A 17,096-nucleotide genomic window follows, 5' to 3' on the forward strand; every position below is an offset into this window, starting at 1 on the left:
AGAGGTTTATAAGATTCATGGCTTACAGTACGTTTTCTAAAATCAACAATGACCCGCTCAAAGAACCCATGTTCTTGGGTCAGTCCGTTAATGTTGCCCGCTACGATCAGCAAAAATATGAAATTTTTGAAAAACTGATCGAAAAGCAGTTGTCGTTCTTTTGGCGCCCAGAAGAAGTGGACGTATCGAGCGATCGTATTGATTACAACAAGCTACCTGAACATGAAAAGCATATTTTCATCAGTAACTTGAAGTATCAAACGTTGCTGGACTCTATCCAAGGCCGCAGCCCTAACGTCGCGCTACTCCCATTGGTCTCTATTCCAGAACTCGAAACCTGGATTGAAACCTGGAGCTTCTCTGAAACCATTCATTCTCGCTCTTATACCCACATTATTCGTAATATTGTGGCTGATCCGGCGATTGTGTTTGATGACATCGTGATGAATGAGCACATTCAAAAGCGCGCAGAAGACATTGCCCAGTATTATGATGACCTTATTCAGCTGAGTAACTATTATCACCAACTTGGCGAAGGGACGCATTCGATCAATGGCCAGACAGTCACAGTCAGCCTGCGCGCGCTGAAGCGCCAGCTGTATTTGTGCCTGATGTCGGTCAATGCGCTTGAAGCGATTCGCTTCTATGTCAGTTTTGCATGCTCCTTTGCCTTTGCCGAGCGTGAACTGATGGAAGGTAATGCTAAGATCATCAAGTTTATTGCCCGTGACGAAGCCTTGCATCTGACTGGCACGCAGCACATGCTCAACATTCTACGTAGCGGTCAAGACGACCCTGAGATGGCCGACATTGCCAAAGAATGCGAGCAAGAGTGTTTTGATCTGTTCAAGAAAGCGGCTGAGCAAGAAAAAGACTGGGCTGAGTATTTGTTCCGTGACGGCTCGATGATCGGCCTGAACAAAGATATCTTGTGTCAGTATGTTGAATATATCACCAACCTAAGAATGTCTGCCGTGGGTTTAGCACCTGCCTATGACAATGCGACACAAAACCCCATTCCTTGGATTAACGCTTGGCTGTCCTCGGATAATGTTCAGGTGGCCCCACAGGAAGCAGAAATTAGCTCGTATCTGGTCGGTCAGATCGATAACGAAGTCAGCGTCGAAGACTTTGGTGACTTCGAACTATGACCCGTATCACCATCGAAGTGAACGGCATAACGGTGGGTGGCAACACCCACCAAAACTTGCTAGAGCAGTTAGAAGACGCCGGTATTCAGCCTGAATATCAATGCCGAAATGGCATGTGTGGCGCATGCCGCTGTAAGCTTAATCAAGGGTCTGTCACGCAGGGAGAAAGCATGGCCTTTGTGATGCCAGGCGAAATCCTCGCTTGTCAAAGTGCGCCGCAGACTGATGTGTCCATTGCGTTCGACTACCAACCCGCTGACATCAAAAAACAAGTTAACGAGGCGTAATACAATCGCCTCGCCTTCCCTTCTCTTACCGACCTTCTATTCTATGCTGTCTGTATCAATATAAATATCGTCATGTCGCGTCAGTGAGGCATAATCGGCAATCACCGTATATCCATTTAAATAACGCCTTAACATATCTAACAATACAGTGGAGATGTAGCAGCGCGCATCGTCGTGAGACAGTTGCCGTTTAAAGCTTAAACGCTGCCCCCACTCACCCTCGGGTGTGGAGATAGCCACACAGATTTGTCCGTGAAGTTCCGGACCACAGGCAAGGCCAACTTGCTTTTGCTCGGGGCTGATCGTCGCACTGGCCATCGCCAGTGAGGCTGCTAACGGATTGGCCAACGCTTGCTCTGGCACATGGGCGTTCGACATCACCCAGCCTTGTTCAACCAAATAAGCCGCTTGTCCATTGAGTAAGCTTGATAGCCAGCCACCGGTGAACTGCTCAGCCACTTTCAACGCAATACCGTGACGATTAACATCAAACGCTAATGCTGAAGCCATTGGCTCATTATATGACACCACATAATCAGCGAGCCGCTGTTGCAGCGCCTCAAGTATGGTGTCTTTTTCATCATGCTCTGCATCAATAAACAGCTTCACCTCAATAAAAGGCAAACTCGAGCGATATCCCAGTGACACATCGTCAGGAAGCACTAATGATGCCATCACGTCACTGATCCCGGACTCTGACAAGCCAAATGTAAACAAACGGTAACACGATCGCGCTTTTGCCGCGTAAACATGTAACAACTCAGGAAGGATTTGGCGCTCAACCATGTCGAAAAACTCAGAGGGCACACCAGGTGTAAAATAAAAATGACACCCATTGAGTTCACAGTGAAAACCACACGCCGTCCCTTTCGGGTTCTCAATTAAGCGCGCACCGTCAGGTAACATCGCTTGCTTAAGGTTGCTTTGTGCCATCGGCCGGCCGTGTCGCTCAAAGCGCTGTTTCAGCTCATCAAGCCACGCTTCGTTCAGTGTTAGCTCAACCCCCATCGCCGATGCCATTGCTGCCGTAGTGAGATCGTCTGTGGTCGGTCCCAGCCCTCCGTTCACAATGACCACTTGCTCTGTCTGTGATAATCGAACCAGCTCGATCGCCATATCATCAAGGTCATCTCCAATGGTCACGCGACGAGACATTGTTAGCCCGTTCTCAAATAACGTCCTTGATAGCCATGCTGCATTGGTATCCGTGATATCTCCCAGCAACACTTCCTCTCCGGTAGAAAGCATCGCGATTTGTGGCATTGGTGCTTGATGTTGTTGGTTTTCCACCCTGCCGCTCCTTATTGGTCACCGTGATTCGTCTTTGATTATGACATTAGACCGCTCGATTCACTACCCCAGCCTAACCGTACACTTTACTTTACTTATTCGTACCTTTAGCATTACACGCATCCGTTTTTTTATCTGCATAGACAGTGCACAATGCGCATAAATTCACGTTATCTTTTGTGCGAACACAACAATTAACTTTTTATTAACACTGGTTAAACATAATATGAATAAAGTACTAGGAAGTTCGCTGATTATCGCAGGGACAACCATTGGCGCAGGCATGCTAGCTTTACCACTTGCCTCCGCTGGTATTGGATTTGGGGCATCGATGGCATTAATGGGGGCGATGTGGGCTCTGATGACCTACACAGCGCTGTTAATGCTAGAGGTCCATCAGTACGCTGACGCGGATGCCACATTGCACAGTCTGGCCAAACAGTTTTTAGGGGACAAGGGCAAGTGGCTTGCCTCATTCGCCATGTTGTTCTTATTTTACTCTCTGTGCGCCGCTTATATTGCGGGCGGTGGGAGCCAGCTCAATGAGAAGCTGGCACAATGGTCAACCATCGAGCTACCGCCAGCAGCCGGTGCGGTGTTGTTCACCCTCGTATTTGGCTTAGTGGTGACCCTGGGTACGAGTAAAGTGGATTTAATCAACCGTGGTTTATTTACCGTTAAAGTCTTATTCCTGATTTTAGCGTTAACCTTACTCACCCCACACGTCTCCAGTATTAACCTCGTAGAGATGCCAGTCGAAAAAGGGCTCTTGGTCGCTGCACTGCCCGTTATTTTCACCTCTTTTGGCTTCCACGGCAGTATCCCCTCGATTGTACGTTATGTCGGGATAGATCTGCCTTCACTACGTAAAGTGATGATCGTCGGCTCGACTCTTCCACTTGCACTGTACATTTTTTGGCAAGTCGCGAGTTTAGGAACAGTGGCACAAGCTACCTTGGTGCAAAACGGTGAACTGTCTCAGTTCGTTGCCATCATCCAATCGGTGGTGCAACAAGATTATATCGCCTCCAGCATTTCGCTTTTTGCTGATTTAGCCTTAGCCACGTCATTTCTCGGCGTTAGCTTAGGATTATTTGACTTTATTTCCGATAGCTTTAATCGCCAAGACAGTGTGCGTGGCCGCTTGCAAACCGCCGCTATTACTTACTTACCGCCTTTGGTGTTCGCACTTTTCTACCCTCAAGGGTTTATCACTGCGTTAGGTTACGCGGCAATTGCTCTGGTGATTCTTGCGGTGGTGCTACCTGTGCTGATGGTGCGTAAAGCACGTCAAACCGTCTCGACGGATGAGCATTATCAGGTGATTGGCGGGAACCTTGGCCTTAGCTTGGCAATGGTGGGAGGAATAAGCGTTGTGGTGGCACAATTTATTGGCTGATTATCACTCACTAACCATCCAATGATTCAATGACGCCCCACTAACTCTGGGGCGTCATTGCGTTTTACACGTTTCATCCACCCATCAAGCCGCGTACCAGCGTGCTGACCCCAGCTAAGGTACAGAGTAGCAACATTGCCCGACGGACGAGCTGCGGTTTCACCCGGGGTGCGACCCGATAAGCAAGCCATGTCGCCACCAGTACAGCAGGCACCGCAAAAGCCGCTTGCTTTAAGTGCCACCATGTCAGAAAGTCCGTGGCGCTTAAGGCGATCAAAGACAAGATGCAGCTGATCGCAAAGTACCCCGCCAGGCATGCGCGCATCTTATTGACATCAGCGTGTTGCAGTACAAGGGCCATTGGCGGGCCACCAATACTCGTCGTCGTGCCCATCACCCCAGAGGTAAAACCGGCGACAAAAAAGTTTCGTCGATTAGGGGTAATGTCAAAGCGCATGACACTGGCCAATACTGCGATTAAGACGGCTGCCCCGATGATAATTTCCAGCATTTGAGTTGTGACGACTAACATCACGCCCCCAGCCACGGCAGTCCCCGGCACACGGCCTAAATAAGCCCAACTAAGATCACGAAATGAGAGTTGATGCCGATATTGCCAAGCATTAATGCTCGCCAATGTCAGCCCCACCATAGAAATGGTGGTTGGGACGAGTTTGGGATCAATCATCAGCAATAGTGGTGCCGCCACAATCGCCATACCAAAGCCTACCAAACTTTGCACAAAACAGCCGAGACCCAAGATCATGGCCACCGCTATGGAAACGCCGATATCAGGCATAAAAAGTAACTTCAGGTAAAGATAGGTAATCAGAGTGTAACGATTTACTCAGTCTTGAGCGAGCTTTTACGGCTGATCATCTTATCGACACTTGTTCACCGCGCGTAACACGTCAAGGATGGGCTGGTGTGCTGGGCGCATTAATCATTTCAGCATGAATCAATAGATTGCGAGGCGTCAATTCACGCTCACAAAACTGCATCAGACTCACCGAGTATCCGTGTTGCTCAAGATATAACACCCTGTCCAACACCAGCCATATTTCCATTGCTCGGCGAAAAGCGCTCTTAACGACGTTGATTTGTTCGAGAATGGAAAAACGCACCTCCCCGCGGCGAAAGTAGCCATCCACATCGAAATCATCGGGTAACGAGAGCCCTTTTTGTGCCGCACCCCAACGACAGAATTCCGCAAACCCTTGGCTAAGTTGTGATTTTTTCAGTGCAGGTAATGGCAAGTAATGATCCTGGTTTTGCCAGTCTCGCTGCCATTCATCAAAGCCTAAGCGATAAATAACTTCCTGTTCCCGTTGGCGACGCACTCGCTGTCCGCCAGTCACCGATTCTTGGACGGCAAGTTTAAGGTCAGCTTTTGTCAGCCGCATTCCCGTATTCTGGGCGACATCCGAGAGTGGCTGATAAATCTCCCCACGAATCAGCTGATAGCAACATGGAGAGACGGATAGACGCGGCATACCGCACGTCACTGCTTTTTGCAGGAGCGTTACATGCAAGTCGCCGCAGGCATGTAACGCTAATCCGTGGTCACAACCGGCCATCACAGCGGCCGCCTCCGTGTCCATGGCATCTAAGGGGTAAAATCGCATCGCGAGGGCGTTGCGCTGTGCAAACGCTTGTCCTTGATCACAAAGTGCTTTTTGCCATTCGATACTCTCAACCGGCTTACCGGTCACCGATGAGATGGCACGCCCGAGATACCCTTTTCCGGCACACCATTCGAGATAGCGTACCGTCTCCCCGTGAGTGGGAACCGCACCGATGTATGCCTCGATTTGCGCCCACTTTCTTCCCGGAACCCCTACCGCCAACCGCGGATCCACACCCACCTTGGTCGTACTCGCCTGCGGTACAGCAGTCAGTTCGGTCAATGGCGCCAACGCAGGCCACCAGCTCGACAACTGGGTAATCACAACTTCAGGTGCTGCCTTGAGTGCTGTTATCTGGGAATAATCCAAGCTGGCCAGCCAAGCGCACAATGCGTCTTCTTCCTGCCACGGTAAACATCTATGTGCCATTGGCATCGGTTGCCATAGCCATTGAAACTGGGTAAGAAGTTGGGTTAATTGAGTGAACTGTTGCTGAAAAGAGACGGAAGACATGGCTGCTATCAGGACTTGAATAAAAGCGTGATCAAAAAAGGCTGCTTGACGCAGCCTTGTCGTACACGGGCAGTTTAGCGAATTGGCAGCGGAATGTCCTTAAACATGGCATCAATTTCTTCGTTTGAACGCAGAGCCACCGCTTTATCTATCATATTGCGCGTCAGGTGTGGGGCGAAGCGTTCAATAAAGTCATACATGTAGCTGCGAAGGAAGGTGCCTTTACGAAATCCAATTTTGGTCGTGCTAGCACCAAAAATATGGCTAGCGTCAATGGCGACCAGATCCGAGTCAGCTTGGCTATCCATCGCCATACTGGCGATAACGCCAACCCCTAACCCTAACTTCACATAGGTTTTAATTACGTCCGCGTCTGTGGCGGTAAATACAATCTTGGGAGTGAGATTGGCGCGATGGAACGCCTCATCCAACTCTGAACGCCCGGTAAAACCGAAGACATAGGTCACAAGAGAATAGGCCGCTAAATCCTCAATGGTGATATTGTTTTTTTTCTGTGCCAGTGGGTGATCAGGCGTCACAATAATCGAACGATTCCAGTGGTAACACGGCAGCATCACTAAGTCTTCATAGAGGTGGAAAGCTTCGGTCGCGATAGCAAAATCTGATGTGCCTTTGGCGACCGAGCTGGAGATCTGCGTCGGCGTTCCCTGATGCATATGCAAAGAGACTTTAGGGTAGCGGGCAGTAAATGCTTTGATCACATCGGGCAGTGCATATCGTGCCTGTGTGTGGGTGGTGGAAATATTGAGATTTCCCATTTCTGGATGAGTATGTTCACTCGCCACCGCTTTAATGCTTTCAACCCGAGACAAAATACTTTGAGATATTTCCACAATGGCCTCACCAGCAGGAGTGACTTGGGTAAGGTGTTTGCCACTGCGCTCAAATATTTGCACGCCTAGTTCGTCTTCTAGTAATCGAACTTGTTTACTGATCCCAGGCTGAGAGGTATACAAACTCTCTGCGGTCGCAGACACATTTAGGTTGTGGTTGACGACCTCAACGATATATCTAAGCTGTTGTAATTTCATAGTGCAGACGCGCGAGCCTCATGGGTTAAGTGACAGCATTGGGTTGTGATAGATTATTTATATACCCAAATTAGACTATTTAATAGGCTTTGGTTATATAAACGTTAGCGATTGCACATTCACTAAGCAATTTGGTGAACAAATAGGGTATTGCCCAATCGCTAAAATCCGATTATTTCAACCAGTTTATCGCCAAGTGCACGATTATGGGCCACACTATTACCAGCGCATGCGAATCGGATGTAATGTGCAGAGTTAGAGGCGGATCACTCATGCTGCCTCCATCCTTGATTGATGCTATCTCTGTCGGTTGAGATCGTGTATCTTAACCAGTTGAGTTTATTACAAGGAACATCGACGCTGAATTATGAATATTGCCTTGATAGCTGGCCTTTGTGTCATATTGCTCGGCCTGATTGTCGGCTACAACATATTGGCTCAACAACGTAAGCAAATTGAATCTCACAAGCGCCAAGAGATGGCTAAGCACATTGCAGTGATTGACGCCACTGAAGAGCTGATTGGTAATGCACATAATCTGCCATATAGCGGGACGCTGTTGGTTTGCTTGAATAAGAAGATCCTAGATTCTTTGAAAGCCATGTACGAGATTGATGATTCCGATAAATCCATCAAGCAACGTATTAGTGCGACGCAAGCGCAGATCGATGAAATCAAACAAAGCTACTCAAACCGCGAGTCGACTTCCTTTAAAGTGCCAGATAACGATCGACAAGCGATTTCGATGCTCAAGCTAGTAAAACGTCTACGCTCCGTGGTGAAAGCGGAGCACTCTAAGGGACGACTAGCGACGCAAGCGTTTGTGGCTGAGAACGCACGCTTGGAAAAGATGCAACTTAAAATCAATATTGAGAATGTGATTAAGCGTGCCAATGACGCCAAGCAAAAAGGGCAAATGGGCACCGCTCAGCAGTTATTGAAAAAAGCCATTGATGTGGTCTCGCCCAAAACCGATGATTACTCGCAAGAGATGAAAAAGCATTTAGAGCAAATGCATAGCGATATTACCCATACACTGAATACGGGCCATGAAAAACTCCAGTCGGAGCAAGAAGAAGAAAGAAGCGATCTAGACGAGTTGTTTGCACCGAAAAAGAAATGGTAAGTCAGCTCACGTAGGCTTAGAACAAAAGGCGCGTTCATCACGCGCCTTTTGCTTATTCTTCCCATCCATGCGTTCATCCTAGACGCGCACTCTCTCAACTATCGAGGCAAAAGATGCGCTTCAATATGATTCAGCACCCCATCTGCCGCTTGTTCAAGCAAGTCTAACACCCGCTCAAAGCCGTCAGGGCCACCATAATAAGGGTCGGGGATCGGCCCCTCGGTATGCTCGCCCCAGTGGAGAAATAAAGACAGCTTGCCTTGGTGCTCGGGTGGGCATTGTGCTTGCAAGTCAGCCAGGTTGCTCTCATCGGCTGCCAGAATCATGTCATGACACACAAAGTCTGCGGGGCCGACCTGGCGCGCTCGAATACCTTCAAACGAGTAGCCTCTCGCCTGCCCTGCCGCTTGGCTACGTCTATCAGGCGGGTTACCCTGGTGATAACCTGCCGTGCCCGCCGAATCAATATCGACTGCCAAGCCTCGCGCCTGTGCGCGAGCACGTAATACGGCTTCTGCGGTGGGCGAACGACAGATGTTACCCAAGCACACCACCAAAACACTGGGCCTTTGATTATCAGTTGTCATCAGCGTCAAACCTCCTTATTGATAAGCCCTCAGATTACCAATAAGGCTAAGCACTGCCTATAGTGAGGCAGGTAATACTCGGTGATAGGGCAGTTTGTCAGCACCTATGCAGGCACGGAATAATCCACAACAATAATGTCTTCTAGGATAGGACGAAATATCGCTTTTAGCGCCTCATGTTCAGGATGCGGTAAATAGCGCTCCCGCGCAGCACTATCACGAAACGTCATCACAATCACATGCGTGTAGCCTTGGTCTTTACCTTCTGGGCTGTTGTTTTCTCCCCATTCGACCGGCCCAACGCCATCAATGACGCTAGGCATTGATTCAAATTTATCTTTCAATGCTTGGATCTGATCATCGCGCGCATTAGCGGTAAAACGAACAAGCAATACATGACGAATCATTTCTTTTCTCCTCGTGTCACTATTCCATCCGATCCGTCAAAAACGTTTTAAACGCCTGCCAAGACTTTTTATCAGCTTTTTCACGGTACCTCTCCGAGCCAAATACGGTAAACGCATGCGGCGCCCCACCATACACTTGCGACCAATAATCGACACCCGCCTGCTCTAGCGTTTGTATAAAGGTCGCAAAATCTGCCATGGGCACCGCTTTATCCGCCCCACCATGAGCAATAAACAGTGGCGCAATGTCCTCTGAATAGCCTTGGCCATCTGGCGTGCCCAAACCGCCATGAAAACTCGCGTAGCCACTGACAGGCATATTGCCTGGATTGCGTGCAAGCTCTAACGTCACCGTGCCACCGAAACAATAGCCAGCCACTACTGGCTGCGTCACACCTTGCGATTGCGCGGCACTCATCCCTGCTTCAATCAGTTCGCGCATCCGCACTCTGTCTTCATACAGTGAACCAGTCGCCGCTTTCTTCGCCTCTAGGCTGGTCGGTCGATTCCCGGCGCCAAACATGTCTAATGCAAACGTACGATAGCCCAAGTTTGCCAGCATATCCGCTCGTTGACGTTCGTAGTCCGTTAGCCCATCCCAGTCATGAATAATCACCACACTGCCTTTCTCAAAAGAGGCAGGGATAGCCAGGTAGCCGGAAAATGCCTCCCCGTCTAACTGATAATCTATCTGTTTACCCGCCACAGCAGGCAGCGAGCATAGAGCCAACAAAGCAATAAGAGCGTGCGTTCCTTTTCTCATCATAGCGTCCTTTGGCTGGGGCCGTCGGTTTGCGGCCAGAATGTCATGGGTGGCATCCACCCTATCGTCCCTTTACTATAGACCTAAGTTAACCAAAGGTTGGAAATCACATGTCAGAACACAGTCATCAACAGCGCCAGCAAAAACTGAAAGAAAAAGTCGATGCTCGGATTGACGCCGCACAACAAGAAAAAGGGCTATTTCTTATTATTACAGGCAACGGCAAAGGCAAATCGACATCCGCTTTTGGCACTGTCGCACGCGCGGCAGGCCATGGTTTCAAATGCGGGGTGGCGCAGTATATCAAGGGAACGTGGGCATGCGGTGAGCGAGACTTACTCAGTCAGCATGGCGTGGACTTTCATGTGATGAGTACAGGGTTTACCTGGGATACCCAAGATAAAACAGCCGACACGCAAGCCGCACAAAAAATCTGGTCAGGATGCAAAACCATGCTCAGCGATCCTAGTTATGATTTGGTCGTCCTGGACGAAATCACCTATATGATCACCTATGGCTACATTGACCTGGACGATGTCATCGATGCAATTAGCCAACGCCCAAGTGAGCAATCTGTGCTGATAACGGGTCGAGGCGCTCACCGTCGTTTAATCGAAATCGCCGATACTGTCTCTGAAGTTCGCAATGTCAAACATGCGTTTGATGCCGGTATCAAAGCGCGCCAAGGCATTGATTGGTAACCTTTGACAACGTGAGACAATAAGTGTGCACGGAGTGCGCTCATTGTTTTTCAGAGGCCGTCGCCGGTAAGGCGGCAGATGAGATGGGCTCGGCCCAACGCGGGTCAGTTTGCTGACACGACTGCCGGCAGAGTTTGGCGTCAATCGATTGATCGCCCAACAAACGTTGCCACAACGCGGGTAGCGCGGTCTCGGGCAACGGGCCAGGCTCAAGTTGTTTGGGCGACACAGGGTACCAGTCCCCGTCTGTATTTTGTTCTGCAAGCAAAAACTGGAACGGCTGATAGGCGGCCACACCAAAGCGCAAGTCGGTGACTACCTGCTGCCCGTTTCGGTTTTCAAAGCGAATAAAATTACGTGAAAACGTCCGCAGAGCGCTGAGGGTATCAGAGTTGGCCAGTGGCCACTCTCCCAGAGGCTGCACCACCCAATCAATTGAAGGGTTGGCATCAAGTCGTGAGGCTAACCCCTCCCAGTATTGCTCTTCGCCACTGACGACCACACGCCACAGTAAGGTATTAAACGGTGTTGGCATAATGATTAACGGCTGGCCTTCCAGCAAGGTTCCTTGTGTTTGTTCGGCAACACGGGTTTTTATTTGTTGGAGCTGGTACACAGAACTGGCCAAGTAAAGGCTCGAGACCATCAACCCAACACCACATGCCTTGGCTCCAAGATGGCGCCATACCAATGCGCTGATGAGCGCAACCAGTAGAGGCACCGTATACAGGGGATCGATAATAAACAGACTCGCCACCGCTACCGATGGCACCTCAAGCGGCCAGAATAGCTTGGTTCCATATACCGTCATTGCATCGAGCAATGGATGGGTGACAAGCACCGCGATGACCAGAGTCATCACTTGCCAAAGTGGCCACTGACGCTGCCAGCGCCACCAGCACCATGCAATGAGCGCGCCGACCCAAGGCAACACAAACAACGAGTGGCTGAAGCCACGATGATTCACGGTATTCGCCACCGGGTCGCCGTAATCAATCAATACATCCAGATCCGGTAAGGTTCCGAGGGCTGCGCCCGCCAGTAGCACTTTCGGAGAGCAGCGTTTGCCGGCAACCAGACCCGCGACAGTGGCGCCAACGCTGCTTGCGTGACAGAATCCATAAAACGTCCTTTAATGGCTTTGCATTAGATAGCCCAATAGCTTGTCAGCCGATCACTGAAACAAATTAAGGAGTTTATCTGCCGTCTCTTTGACCTTATCGTCATCCGCTTTATCACCCAGTAGCTTTTTCAACCCTCGTTGCGCCTCTTTGCGGGCTTTTTCTTCCAACGCGTTATTACTGCTGAGTAGCTGCTTAATGTCTAGTTTATAGCTCGGCGATTGCCAGGTACCGGCCACCGTCACTGGGATGGTGACATCACGCAGTTCATCAATATCTTTACCGCCCTGGCCTTTACTGGTCTCGACCACCGAGGTATAGACATTAAAATCGAGTGTCTCTTGTAACAGATCGGTTTGTCCGTCACTACGTACCCGAAGCGCGGGCGCTTCCAACAGTAAGTCGGTGGTGCGAGCCATGCCGTTACCTAAGGTAAAGCTCGCAGTGAGTGCGCTAAAGTCTGTTTTACGTACTTCATTGGCGGCCGCTGCCGACTCACCTTTCAGCGTCGCTTTCGCCTCTCTGAGCATCTGTGCCAAGTTTATCCCATTAATCGCGCCATCTTCGAAGAAAATAGCGACACTGCCTTGAATCGCTTGACGTAATGCATACGGCGACAAACCTTTGCCCTGTACATTGATATCGACGTTACCCTTACCCTCTAAAAGATCAACCTGGGCAGCGTCTTCCAGCAGCGGAAGCACTTGGATCCCACGTGCTTTTTTACTTACCTGATAGCGAGCGGGCGTTTGCGTAGCATCTAACATCCCTTGCACAACCACGCTGCCTTCATAGGCTTGCGTCGTCAGCTCTGACACGTCGACCTTGCCACGGTCGATGGCCACCGTCGCGCGTGTTTGCCCTAAGGTAACGTTACTCACAGTAAGCCCTTTCATTGCCAGTGAGCCGGCAATATCTAGCGTCTTCAACACACTCAAATCAGGCTCTTCTTTGCTCAGTGGCGCCGCTTGCGTACTCGGGCTGGATTTATCATTAGAGCCAGATTCACTATCGTTTGCAGATTGATTAGGCGCTGCATTGTCTGTCGGTATCAGCGTATCGAGGTCAATGTGGTTGGTATTCAGCGCAAAGCGGACTTGGGGGATCTCCGTCAATTTAACTGCCACTTTGCCATCCACCACAACATCATCGTCGTTTAATCGGCTGATCAATTCACTGACCGTCAACGTTTGCTGGTTGATGTCAAACACAATATCAGCGGCTAGCGCTTGGCTAAGCGACTGGTTGGGGATAGGCTCGCCAGACACCGTCGTGAGCATGTCTAACCCCTGAACCGTGATCTTATCTTGCGTCGTTGGGATAGTGACCTGGGCTTGCCCCGAGCTTTCAACGTCGATGTCTGCGGTTTGCGCGTTGATATTAAAGCCCAACTGCGCCGCCTCACCCAGCGCCAAACGATCGAGGGTGAGGTTCGCTTGTTCTAGGGTCAGTGCACCTTGCTCGGCGGAGAGCGTCAACGCCAGTTTGCGCATCTGGCTTTGTATCAGGTCACTGGCCAATTTCAACTCACCTTGACCTTCCAGCTCAACGCGAGCGTCATTTTGCTCGCCGCGCAACGACAGTGACAGTGGCGTCCACACATCCGTCGCCAGATTGCCCACCTCAAGATCCACATCGCGCAACGCTGTCATGGTGCCCGCTTGGTCATCTTTGACGACCACACTCGCGTTGGCCACACTGAGCCCTTGTAGCGATACGTTCCACGCCTTTGCCTCGGTGCTCGTGCTATCAGCGGATGTGCCTGATTGTGGCGCTGGCTCAGCTTGAGGCTCAGCCGTCGGCGATGTCGCGATGAGATTGCTCTCCCCATTACTCAGGGTTTGAATAAACACATGTGGGTCTTGCAATGTAATTTCGCCGATCTGCAAGGTTTGCGACATCAAAGGCAACACATCGACAGAGAGGCGTGCTTGAGATAAGCGCATCAAATCGGGTTCATCAAAGCCGGGGCGATTTTTTATCGCGACATCCTCGATTGAAAAACCCAAACTTGGCCAAAACTGCCAAGCAATGTCGCCACCGATCACCATGTCATAGCCTGTCTGTTTTTTAACTTGCTCGACCAACAATGGCTTAAACTGGTTAGGATTAATGGTGGCGAGCAAAGCGGCGATGCCACCCATGACGACCACCACCAAAACAGCGAGAGTAAGGGCGATTTTTTTTATCATTGCAAGATGCTCCTTGTGCGTAACAGGCGATACCACTTACGAGAGATACCCGCATTATCGACCATGATTTCGCGATCGGGTTCCACGTTAACAAAAAAATGCGCCCGTAGGCGCATTGCAATCGTTAAACCTTGTCTTGGCTAATGCGAGAGGCAACTGCCCCTTGCTGATTTTTATACTTTGCGTTGTCGCGTTTGTTATACGGCTTATCAGCCGCGCCCGACATAGGCTCAAAACTTAACGCACCAATCGGCATACCGGGTCGTAGCGCCAAGGGCAAACGACCATTGTTATAGAACTCCAGCACAATACGGCCCGACCAGCCCGGGTCAATCCGGTGCGCAGTCACATGCACCATCAGCCCTAAACGTGCCAACGACGAGCGGCCATCAAGCCAGCCGACGATATCGTCAGGCAAGGTCACCGCTTCATGCGTGACAGCAAGCGCGAGCTGGCCTGGATGAAGATAAAAAGCCTCACCATCAGCAATCTCAATTTCATCACTCATCACACGTTCAAGCTGGGCATTGACCTCTTCTTTCGGGCCAGACAGATCGATAAATGCTGCGCCGTGGTCATTAAACACCCGGAATTGATTGCCCAACGTCACATCCGCCGTCACACCAGAAATCGACGCCTCTGCCGGACGTGGCTCAATTTTGATGCGGCCATCATCAAGGTGTTCTTTGATATGCCTGTCGCATAGTCGCATCGGATAGTCCTCACGGTTAATAGATGGGGCGATACATTCACGCACCGCATTCATTTAGCTTGTTGTCCACTGCATAAAAAGCAGCGAGATTGAGGTCAGTGAAACCATCATACCCAAATCAGGCTTTCAGTAATCGCGCGATATGCGCTTTTAACACATCAATCGCAATGCGGTTTTTACCCCCGCGTGGCACGATAATATCGGCATATTGCTTTGACGGCTCAATAAACTGCATAAACATAGGGCGGACCGTCTTCTGATATTGTTCCATCACGGAGTCCATGGTGCGGCCACGTTCAGCCACATCACGTTTCATGCGGCGCAACAAGCAAATATCAAGGGGAGTATCCATAAAGACGCTGGCATGGATAAGATTGCGCAGGCGTGGATCGGTTAGCAACAGGATCCCTTCCAAAATGATCACCTTTTTGGGTGTCATGGTGGTGGTTTCATCCATGCGGGTATGCTCTGAGTAGCTGTACACAGGCACATCGACAGACTGACCCGCCGCGAGGCTTTCTAGGTGCTCGCAAAGCAAGTCATGGTCTAGCGCTTGTGGATGGTCATAGTTGGTTTGTACGCGCTCTTCCATGCTGAGATGGCTTTGATCTCGGTAATATCTATCTTCCGTGATCACGCCGATTTGATGATCGCCGACTTTTTCCTTTAATTCCTTATAAATGGTGCTAGCGATCAGGCTTTTACCGGAAGCAGAGGCACCTGCTATGCCGATAATAACGCATTGGTGGTTGTTGTCACTCATAATATGAATACCCAGAGGAAGCTTGGCGGAATCTACATAAACCGCCTGATTATAGGGAGTTGAAGCCGCTGGCGCCAGAGAAAATCACGCTTCCCTGACTGACCCGCTGCTTTAAGCCTGCGATAGCTGCACGTTGCTCAATCAGGGCGACACCGTTTGTACGCTTATTTGTTCAGGGCACGTTTCCCCTTGCCAATAAAGCTGACTGGCGACGGTGGCGGCCATTTGACGATAGACAGCAGCATGCTCACTGTCAGGGCGCGCCACCATACTCGGTGTGCCTGCGTCTATGTCCTCACGAATCGCGACATGAAGCGGCACTTGAGCTAACACTGGCACGCCTTGCTCACGAGCCATTTTCGCTGCACCACCAGTACCAAAAATCGCTTCATGATGACCGCATTGTGAGCAAATATGGTAGCTCATGTTTTCAATTACCCCGAGAACCGGCACCTGTACTTTCTCAAACATCGCCACGCCTTTAATCGCATCAGCCAGTGCGAGATCCTGTGGCGTGGTAACCACCATCGCTCCCGTCACCGGAAACTGCTGCGCCAAGCTAAGCTGAATGTCACCGGTGCCTGGTGGCATATCAACTACCAAATAATCAAGTTCGGGCCAGCGGGTTTCATTGATCAATTGAGCAAAGGCTTTCGAGGCCATTGGCCCACGCCACACAGTGGCATTATCAGCGGGCACCAGGTAACCAATTGAATTAGAGGCAATGCCATGACGCATCACAGGCTCCATCAATTTGCCATCATGGGTTTGCGGCTCGCTGTCTTTAGCGCCGAGCATAATCGGGAGCGATGGGCCATACACATCCGCATCGACAATGCCCACCGATGCCCCTTCCGCCTGCAGTGCCAGTGCCAAATTGACCGCCGTCGTCGATTTACCCACGCCGCCTTTGGCCGAGCTCACCACTAACAGGTTTTTCACCCCTTTGACAGGCGCCTTATCACCACTTTTTAACGGCGCCACTTTCTGTGTCAGTTGAAACTGCTGCGCCAATGTCGTCGACTGGGCATTCAGCCAGTCATTGAGCGCCTGCATCACTGACGCCGCTGCAAATGGAAACGTCACTTTAAAGCCGTGTTCAGCCACGCTCACCCAATGTGGTTGGCTTGCCCACTGCTCCACCAAACGCGGATGTGAAAACTGATTCAATAGACTCACTGCTTCATCCACATTGGTCAGCGGGGCGGCCGTGTCTTTTTTTTGTTTTTGTGCTTTTTTCTTTTTAGAGCCAAACAACATGCATCACCATCCCATTGATTAAAATATATTAGGCCGGATAGCTAACGTTTAACGGATAAACAGCCTCACTCACGGCCTGCACTAGGCAAGGCATATCGTATCAGGTAAGATTTCCGCAATCATTCCATTCATATCATAAGAGCGAAC

At 50.2% G+C, this 17,096-nt stretch carries 16 protein-coding genes and 1 pseudogene; 5 read left to right on the plus strand and 12 right to left on the minus strand.

Translation table 11 applies throughout. The annotated features are described in order from the left end of the window. Nucleotides 1-17: 17 nt before the first annotated feature. Both nrdB and yfaE read left to right on the plus strand, forming a co-directional pair. Entirely contained in the window at nucleotides 18-1,151 is a 1,134-nt protein-coding gene (nrdB, locus tag BZG25_RS02675) for a class Ia ribonucleoside-diphosphate reductase subunit beta (protein ID WP_077579233.1), read from the plus strand. After that, a complete protein-coding gene (yfaE, locus tag BZG25_RS02680) occupies nucleotides 1,148-1,438 on the plus strand; it encodes a class I ribonucleotide reductase maintenance protein YfaE (RefSeq protein ID WP_046073503.1) in 291 nt (96 codons plus the stop codon). The genes nrdB and yfaE overlap by 4 nt, the downstream gene beginning before the upstream one ends. A gap of 36 nt (nucleotides 1,439-1,474) precedes the next feature. Here the strand turns inward: yfaE and BZG25_RS02685 are convergent, their stop codons facing one another. Then, a complete protein-coding gene (locus BZG25_RS02685) occupies nucleotides 1,475-2,728 on the minus strand; it encodes a CinA family nicotinamide mononucleotide deamidase-related protein (RefSeq protein ID WP_241828636.1) in 1,254 nt (417 codons plus the stop codon). A gap of 226 nt (nucleotides 2,729-2,954) precedes the next feature. Between BZG25_RS02685 and tyrP the strand changes: the two genes are divergently transcribed. Then, the gene (gene tyrP, locus BZG25_RS02690; protein WP_046073504.1) at nucleotides 2,955-4,127 is read left to right on the plus strand and encodes a tyrosine transporter TyrP; all 1,173 of its coding nucleotides are present in this window, start codon (nucleotides 2,955-2,957) and stop codon (nucleotides 4,125-4,127) included. 73 nt (nucleotides 4,128-4,200) lie between these two features. Here tyrP and BZG25_RS02695 read toward each other — a convergent pair whose 3' ends face one another. The 3 genes from BZG25_RS02695 to cysB form a co-directional block, all read right to left on the minus strand. Beyond that, a complete protein-coding gene (locus tag BZG25_RS02695) occupies nucleotides 4,201-4,926 on the minus strand; it encodes a sulfite exporter TauE/SafE family protein (RefSeq protein ID WP_077579231.1) in 726 nt (241 codons plus the stop codon). Nucleotides 4,927-5,038: 112 nt separating this feature from the next. Further along, nucleotides 5,039-6,265, minus strand: coding sequence for a methyltransferase (locus BZG25_RS02700; protein ID WP_077579230.1), 1,227 nt, complete (start codon nucleotides 6,263-6,265; stop codon nucleotides 5,039-5,041). Between the two features lie 74 nt (nucleotides 6,266-6,339). After that, nucleotides 6,340-7,317 (minus strand): HTH-type transcriptional regulator CysB, encoded by a 978-nt coding sequence (gene cysB, locus BZG25_RS02705; protein ID WP_046073507.1) that lies wholly within the window; start codon nucleotides 7,315-7,317, stop codon nucleotides 6,340-6,342. 367 nt (nucleotides 7,318-7,684) lie between these two features. Here cysB and BZG25_RS02710 point away from each other — a divergent pair, with 367 nt between their 5' ends. Then, on the plus strand, nucleotides 7,685-8,443 hold the full coding sequence (locus tag BZG25_RS02710; RefSeq protein ID WP_077579229.1) for a DNA repair protein: 759 nt from the start codon (nucleotides 7,685-7,687) through the stop codon (nucleotides 8,441-8,443). Between the two features lie 98 nt (nucleotides 8,444-8,541). Here BZG25_RS02710 and BZG25_RS02715 read toward each other — a convergent pair whose 3' ends face one another. The 3 genes from BZG25_RS02715 to BZG25_RS02725 all read right to left on the minus strand — a co-directional run bounded on the left by BZG25_RS02715 (nucleotide 8,542) and on the right by BZG25_RS02725 (nucleotide 10,203). After that, a complete protein-coding gene (locus BZG25_RS02715) occupies nucleotides 8,542-9,030 on the minus strand; it encodes a low molecular weight protein-tyrosine-phosphatase (protein WP_077579228.1) in 489 nt (162 codons plus the stop codon). A gap of 104 nt (nucleotides 9,031-9,134) precedes the next feature. Continuing rightward, entirely contained in the window at nucleotides 9,135-9,437 is a 303-nt protein-coding gene (locus BZG25_RS02720) for a Dabb family protein (RefSeq protein ID WP_077605942.1), read from the minus strand. Between the two features lie 19 nt (nucleotides 9,438-9,456). Next, nucleotides 9,457-10,203: a dienelactone hydrolase family protein gene (locus BZG25_RS02725; RefSeq protein ID WP_077638503.1), complete on the minus strand. Its 747-nt coding sequence runs from the start codon at nucleotides 10,201-10,203 to the stop codon at nucleotides 9,457-9,459. A gap of 107 nt (nucleotides 10,204-10,310) precedes the next feature. Between BZG25_RS02725 and cobO the strand changes: the two genes are divergently transcribed. Continuing rightward, nucleotides 10,311-10,901, plus strand: coding sequence for a cob(I)yrinic acid a,c-diamide adenosyltransferase (gene cobO / locus BZG25_RS02730; RefSeq protein WP_077638504.1), 591 nt, complete (start codon nucleotides 10,311-10,313; stop codon nucleotides 10,899-10,901). A 40-nt stretch (nucleotides 10,902-10,941) separates the two neighbouring features. Here the strand turns inward: cobO and BZG25_RS02735 are convergent. The 5 genes and pseudogenes from BZG25_RS02735 to apbC form a co-directional block, all read right to left on the minus strand. Continuing rightward, nucleotides 10,942-12,023 (minus strand): annotated as a pseudogene (locus BZG25_RS02735) (metal-dependent hydrolase). 52 nt (nucleotides 12,024-12,075) lie between these two features. Further along, nucleotides 12,076-14,214, minus strand: a complete 2,139-nt coding sequence (locus tag BZG25_RS02740) for an AsmA family protein (RefSeq protein ID WP_077638505.1) — start codon at nucleotides 14,212-14,214, stop codon at nucleotides 12,076-12,078. A 124-nt stretch (nucleotides 14,215-14,338) separates the two neighbouring features. Next, nucleotides 14,339-14,926 (minus strand): dCTP deaminase, encoded by a 588-nt coding sequence (gene dcd, locus BZG25_RS02745; protein WP_046073840.1) that lies wholly within the window; start codon nucleotides 14,924-14,926, stop codon nucleotides 14,339-14,341. 118 nt (nucleotides 14,927-15,044) lie between these two features. Next, nucleotides 15,045-15,689, minus strand: coding sequence for a uridine kinase (udk, locus tag BZG25_RS02750; protein WP_077605938.1), 645 nt, complete (start codon nucleotides 15,687-15,689; stop codon nucleotides 15,045-15,047). Nucleotides 15,690-15,830: 141 nt separating this feature from the next. Beyond that, nucleotides 15,831-16,949, minus strand: a complete 1,119-nt coding sequence (gene apbC, locus BZG25_RS02755; RefSeq protein WP_077638506.1) for an iron-sulfur cluster carrier protein ApbC — start codon at nucleotides 16,947-16,949, stop codon at nucleotides 15,831-15,833. Nucleotides 16,950-17,096: the final 147 nt, after the last annotated feature.

Origin of the sequence: Salinivibrio sp. ML198 (assembly GCF_001996015.1) — a bacterium.
Lineage (GTDB): Bacteria > Pseudomonadota > Gammaproteobacteria > Enterobacterales > Vibrionaceae > Salinivibrio > Salinivibrio siamensis.

Excerpts from the sequence above, each read along its gene's own strand:
- yfaE (WP_046073503.1), top strand. The coding sequence starts at position 1,148 with ATGACCCGTATCACCATCGAAGTGAACGGCATAACGGTGGGTGGCAAC.
- dcd (WP_046073840.1), bottom strand. The coding sequence starts at position 14,926 with ATGCGACTATGCGACAGGCATATCAAAGAACACCTTGATGATGGCCGC.
- BZG25_RS02725 (WP_077638503.1), bottom strand. The coding sequence starts at position 10,203 with ATGATGAGAAAAGGAACGCACGCTCTTATTGCTTTGTTGGCTCTATGC.
- BZG25_RS02715 (WP_077579228.1), bottom strand. The coding sequence starts at position 9,030 with ATGACAACTGATAATCAAAGGCCCAGTGTTTTGGTGGTGTGCTTGGGT.
- BZG25_RS02710 (WP_077579229.1), top strand. The coding sequence starts at position 7,685 with ATGAATATTGCCTTGATAGCTGGCCTTTGTGTCATATTGCTCGGCCTG.
- BZG25_RS02740 (WP_077638505.1), bottom strand. The coding sequence starts at position 14,214 with ATGATAAAAAAAATCGCCCTTACTCTCGCTGTTTTGGTGGTGGTCGTC.
- apbC (WP_077638506.1), bottom strand. The coding sequence starts at position 16,949 with ATGTTGTTTGGCTCTAAAAAGAAAAAAGCACAAAAACAAAAAAAAGAC.
- cobO (WP_077638504.1), top strand. The coding sequence starts at position 10,311 with ATGTCAGAACACAGTCATCAACAGCGCCAGCAAAAACTGAAAGAAAAA.
- BZG25_RS02695 (WP_077579231.1), bottom strand. The coding sequence starts at position 4,926 with ATGCCTGATATCGGCGTTTCCATAGCGGTGGCCATGATCTTGGGTCTC.
- BZG25_RS02700 (WP_077579230.1), bottom strand. The coding sequence starts at position 6,265 with ATGTCTTCCGTCTCTTTTCAGCAACAGTTCACTCAATTAACCCAACTT.
- nrdB (WP_077579233.1), top strand. The coding sequence starts at position 18 with ATGGCTTACAGTACGTTTTCTAAAATCAACAATGACCCGCTCAAAGAA.
- cysB (WP_046073507.1), bottom strand. The coding sequence starts at position 7,317 with ATGAAATTACAACAGCTTAGATATATCGTTGAGGTCGTCAACCACAAC.
- BZG25_RS02720 (WP_077605942.1), bottom strand. The coding sequence starts at position 9,437 with ATGATTCGTCATGTATTGCTTGTTCGTTTTACCGCTAATGCGCGCGAT.
- udk (WP_077605938.1), bottom strand. The coding sequence starts at position 15,689 with ATGAGTGACAACAACCACCAATGCGTTATTATCGGCATAGCAGGTGCC.
- tyrP (WP_046073504.1), top strand. The coding sequence starts at position 2,955 with ATGAATAAAGTACTAGGAAGTTCGCTGATTATCGCAGGGACAACCATT.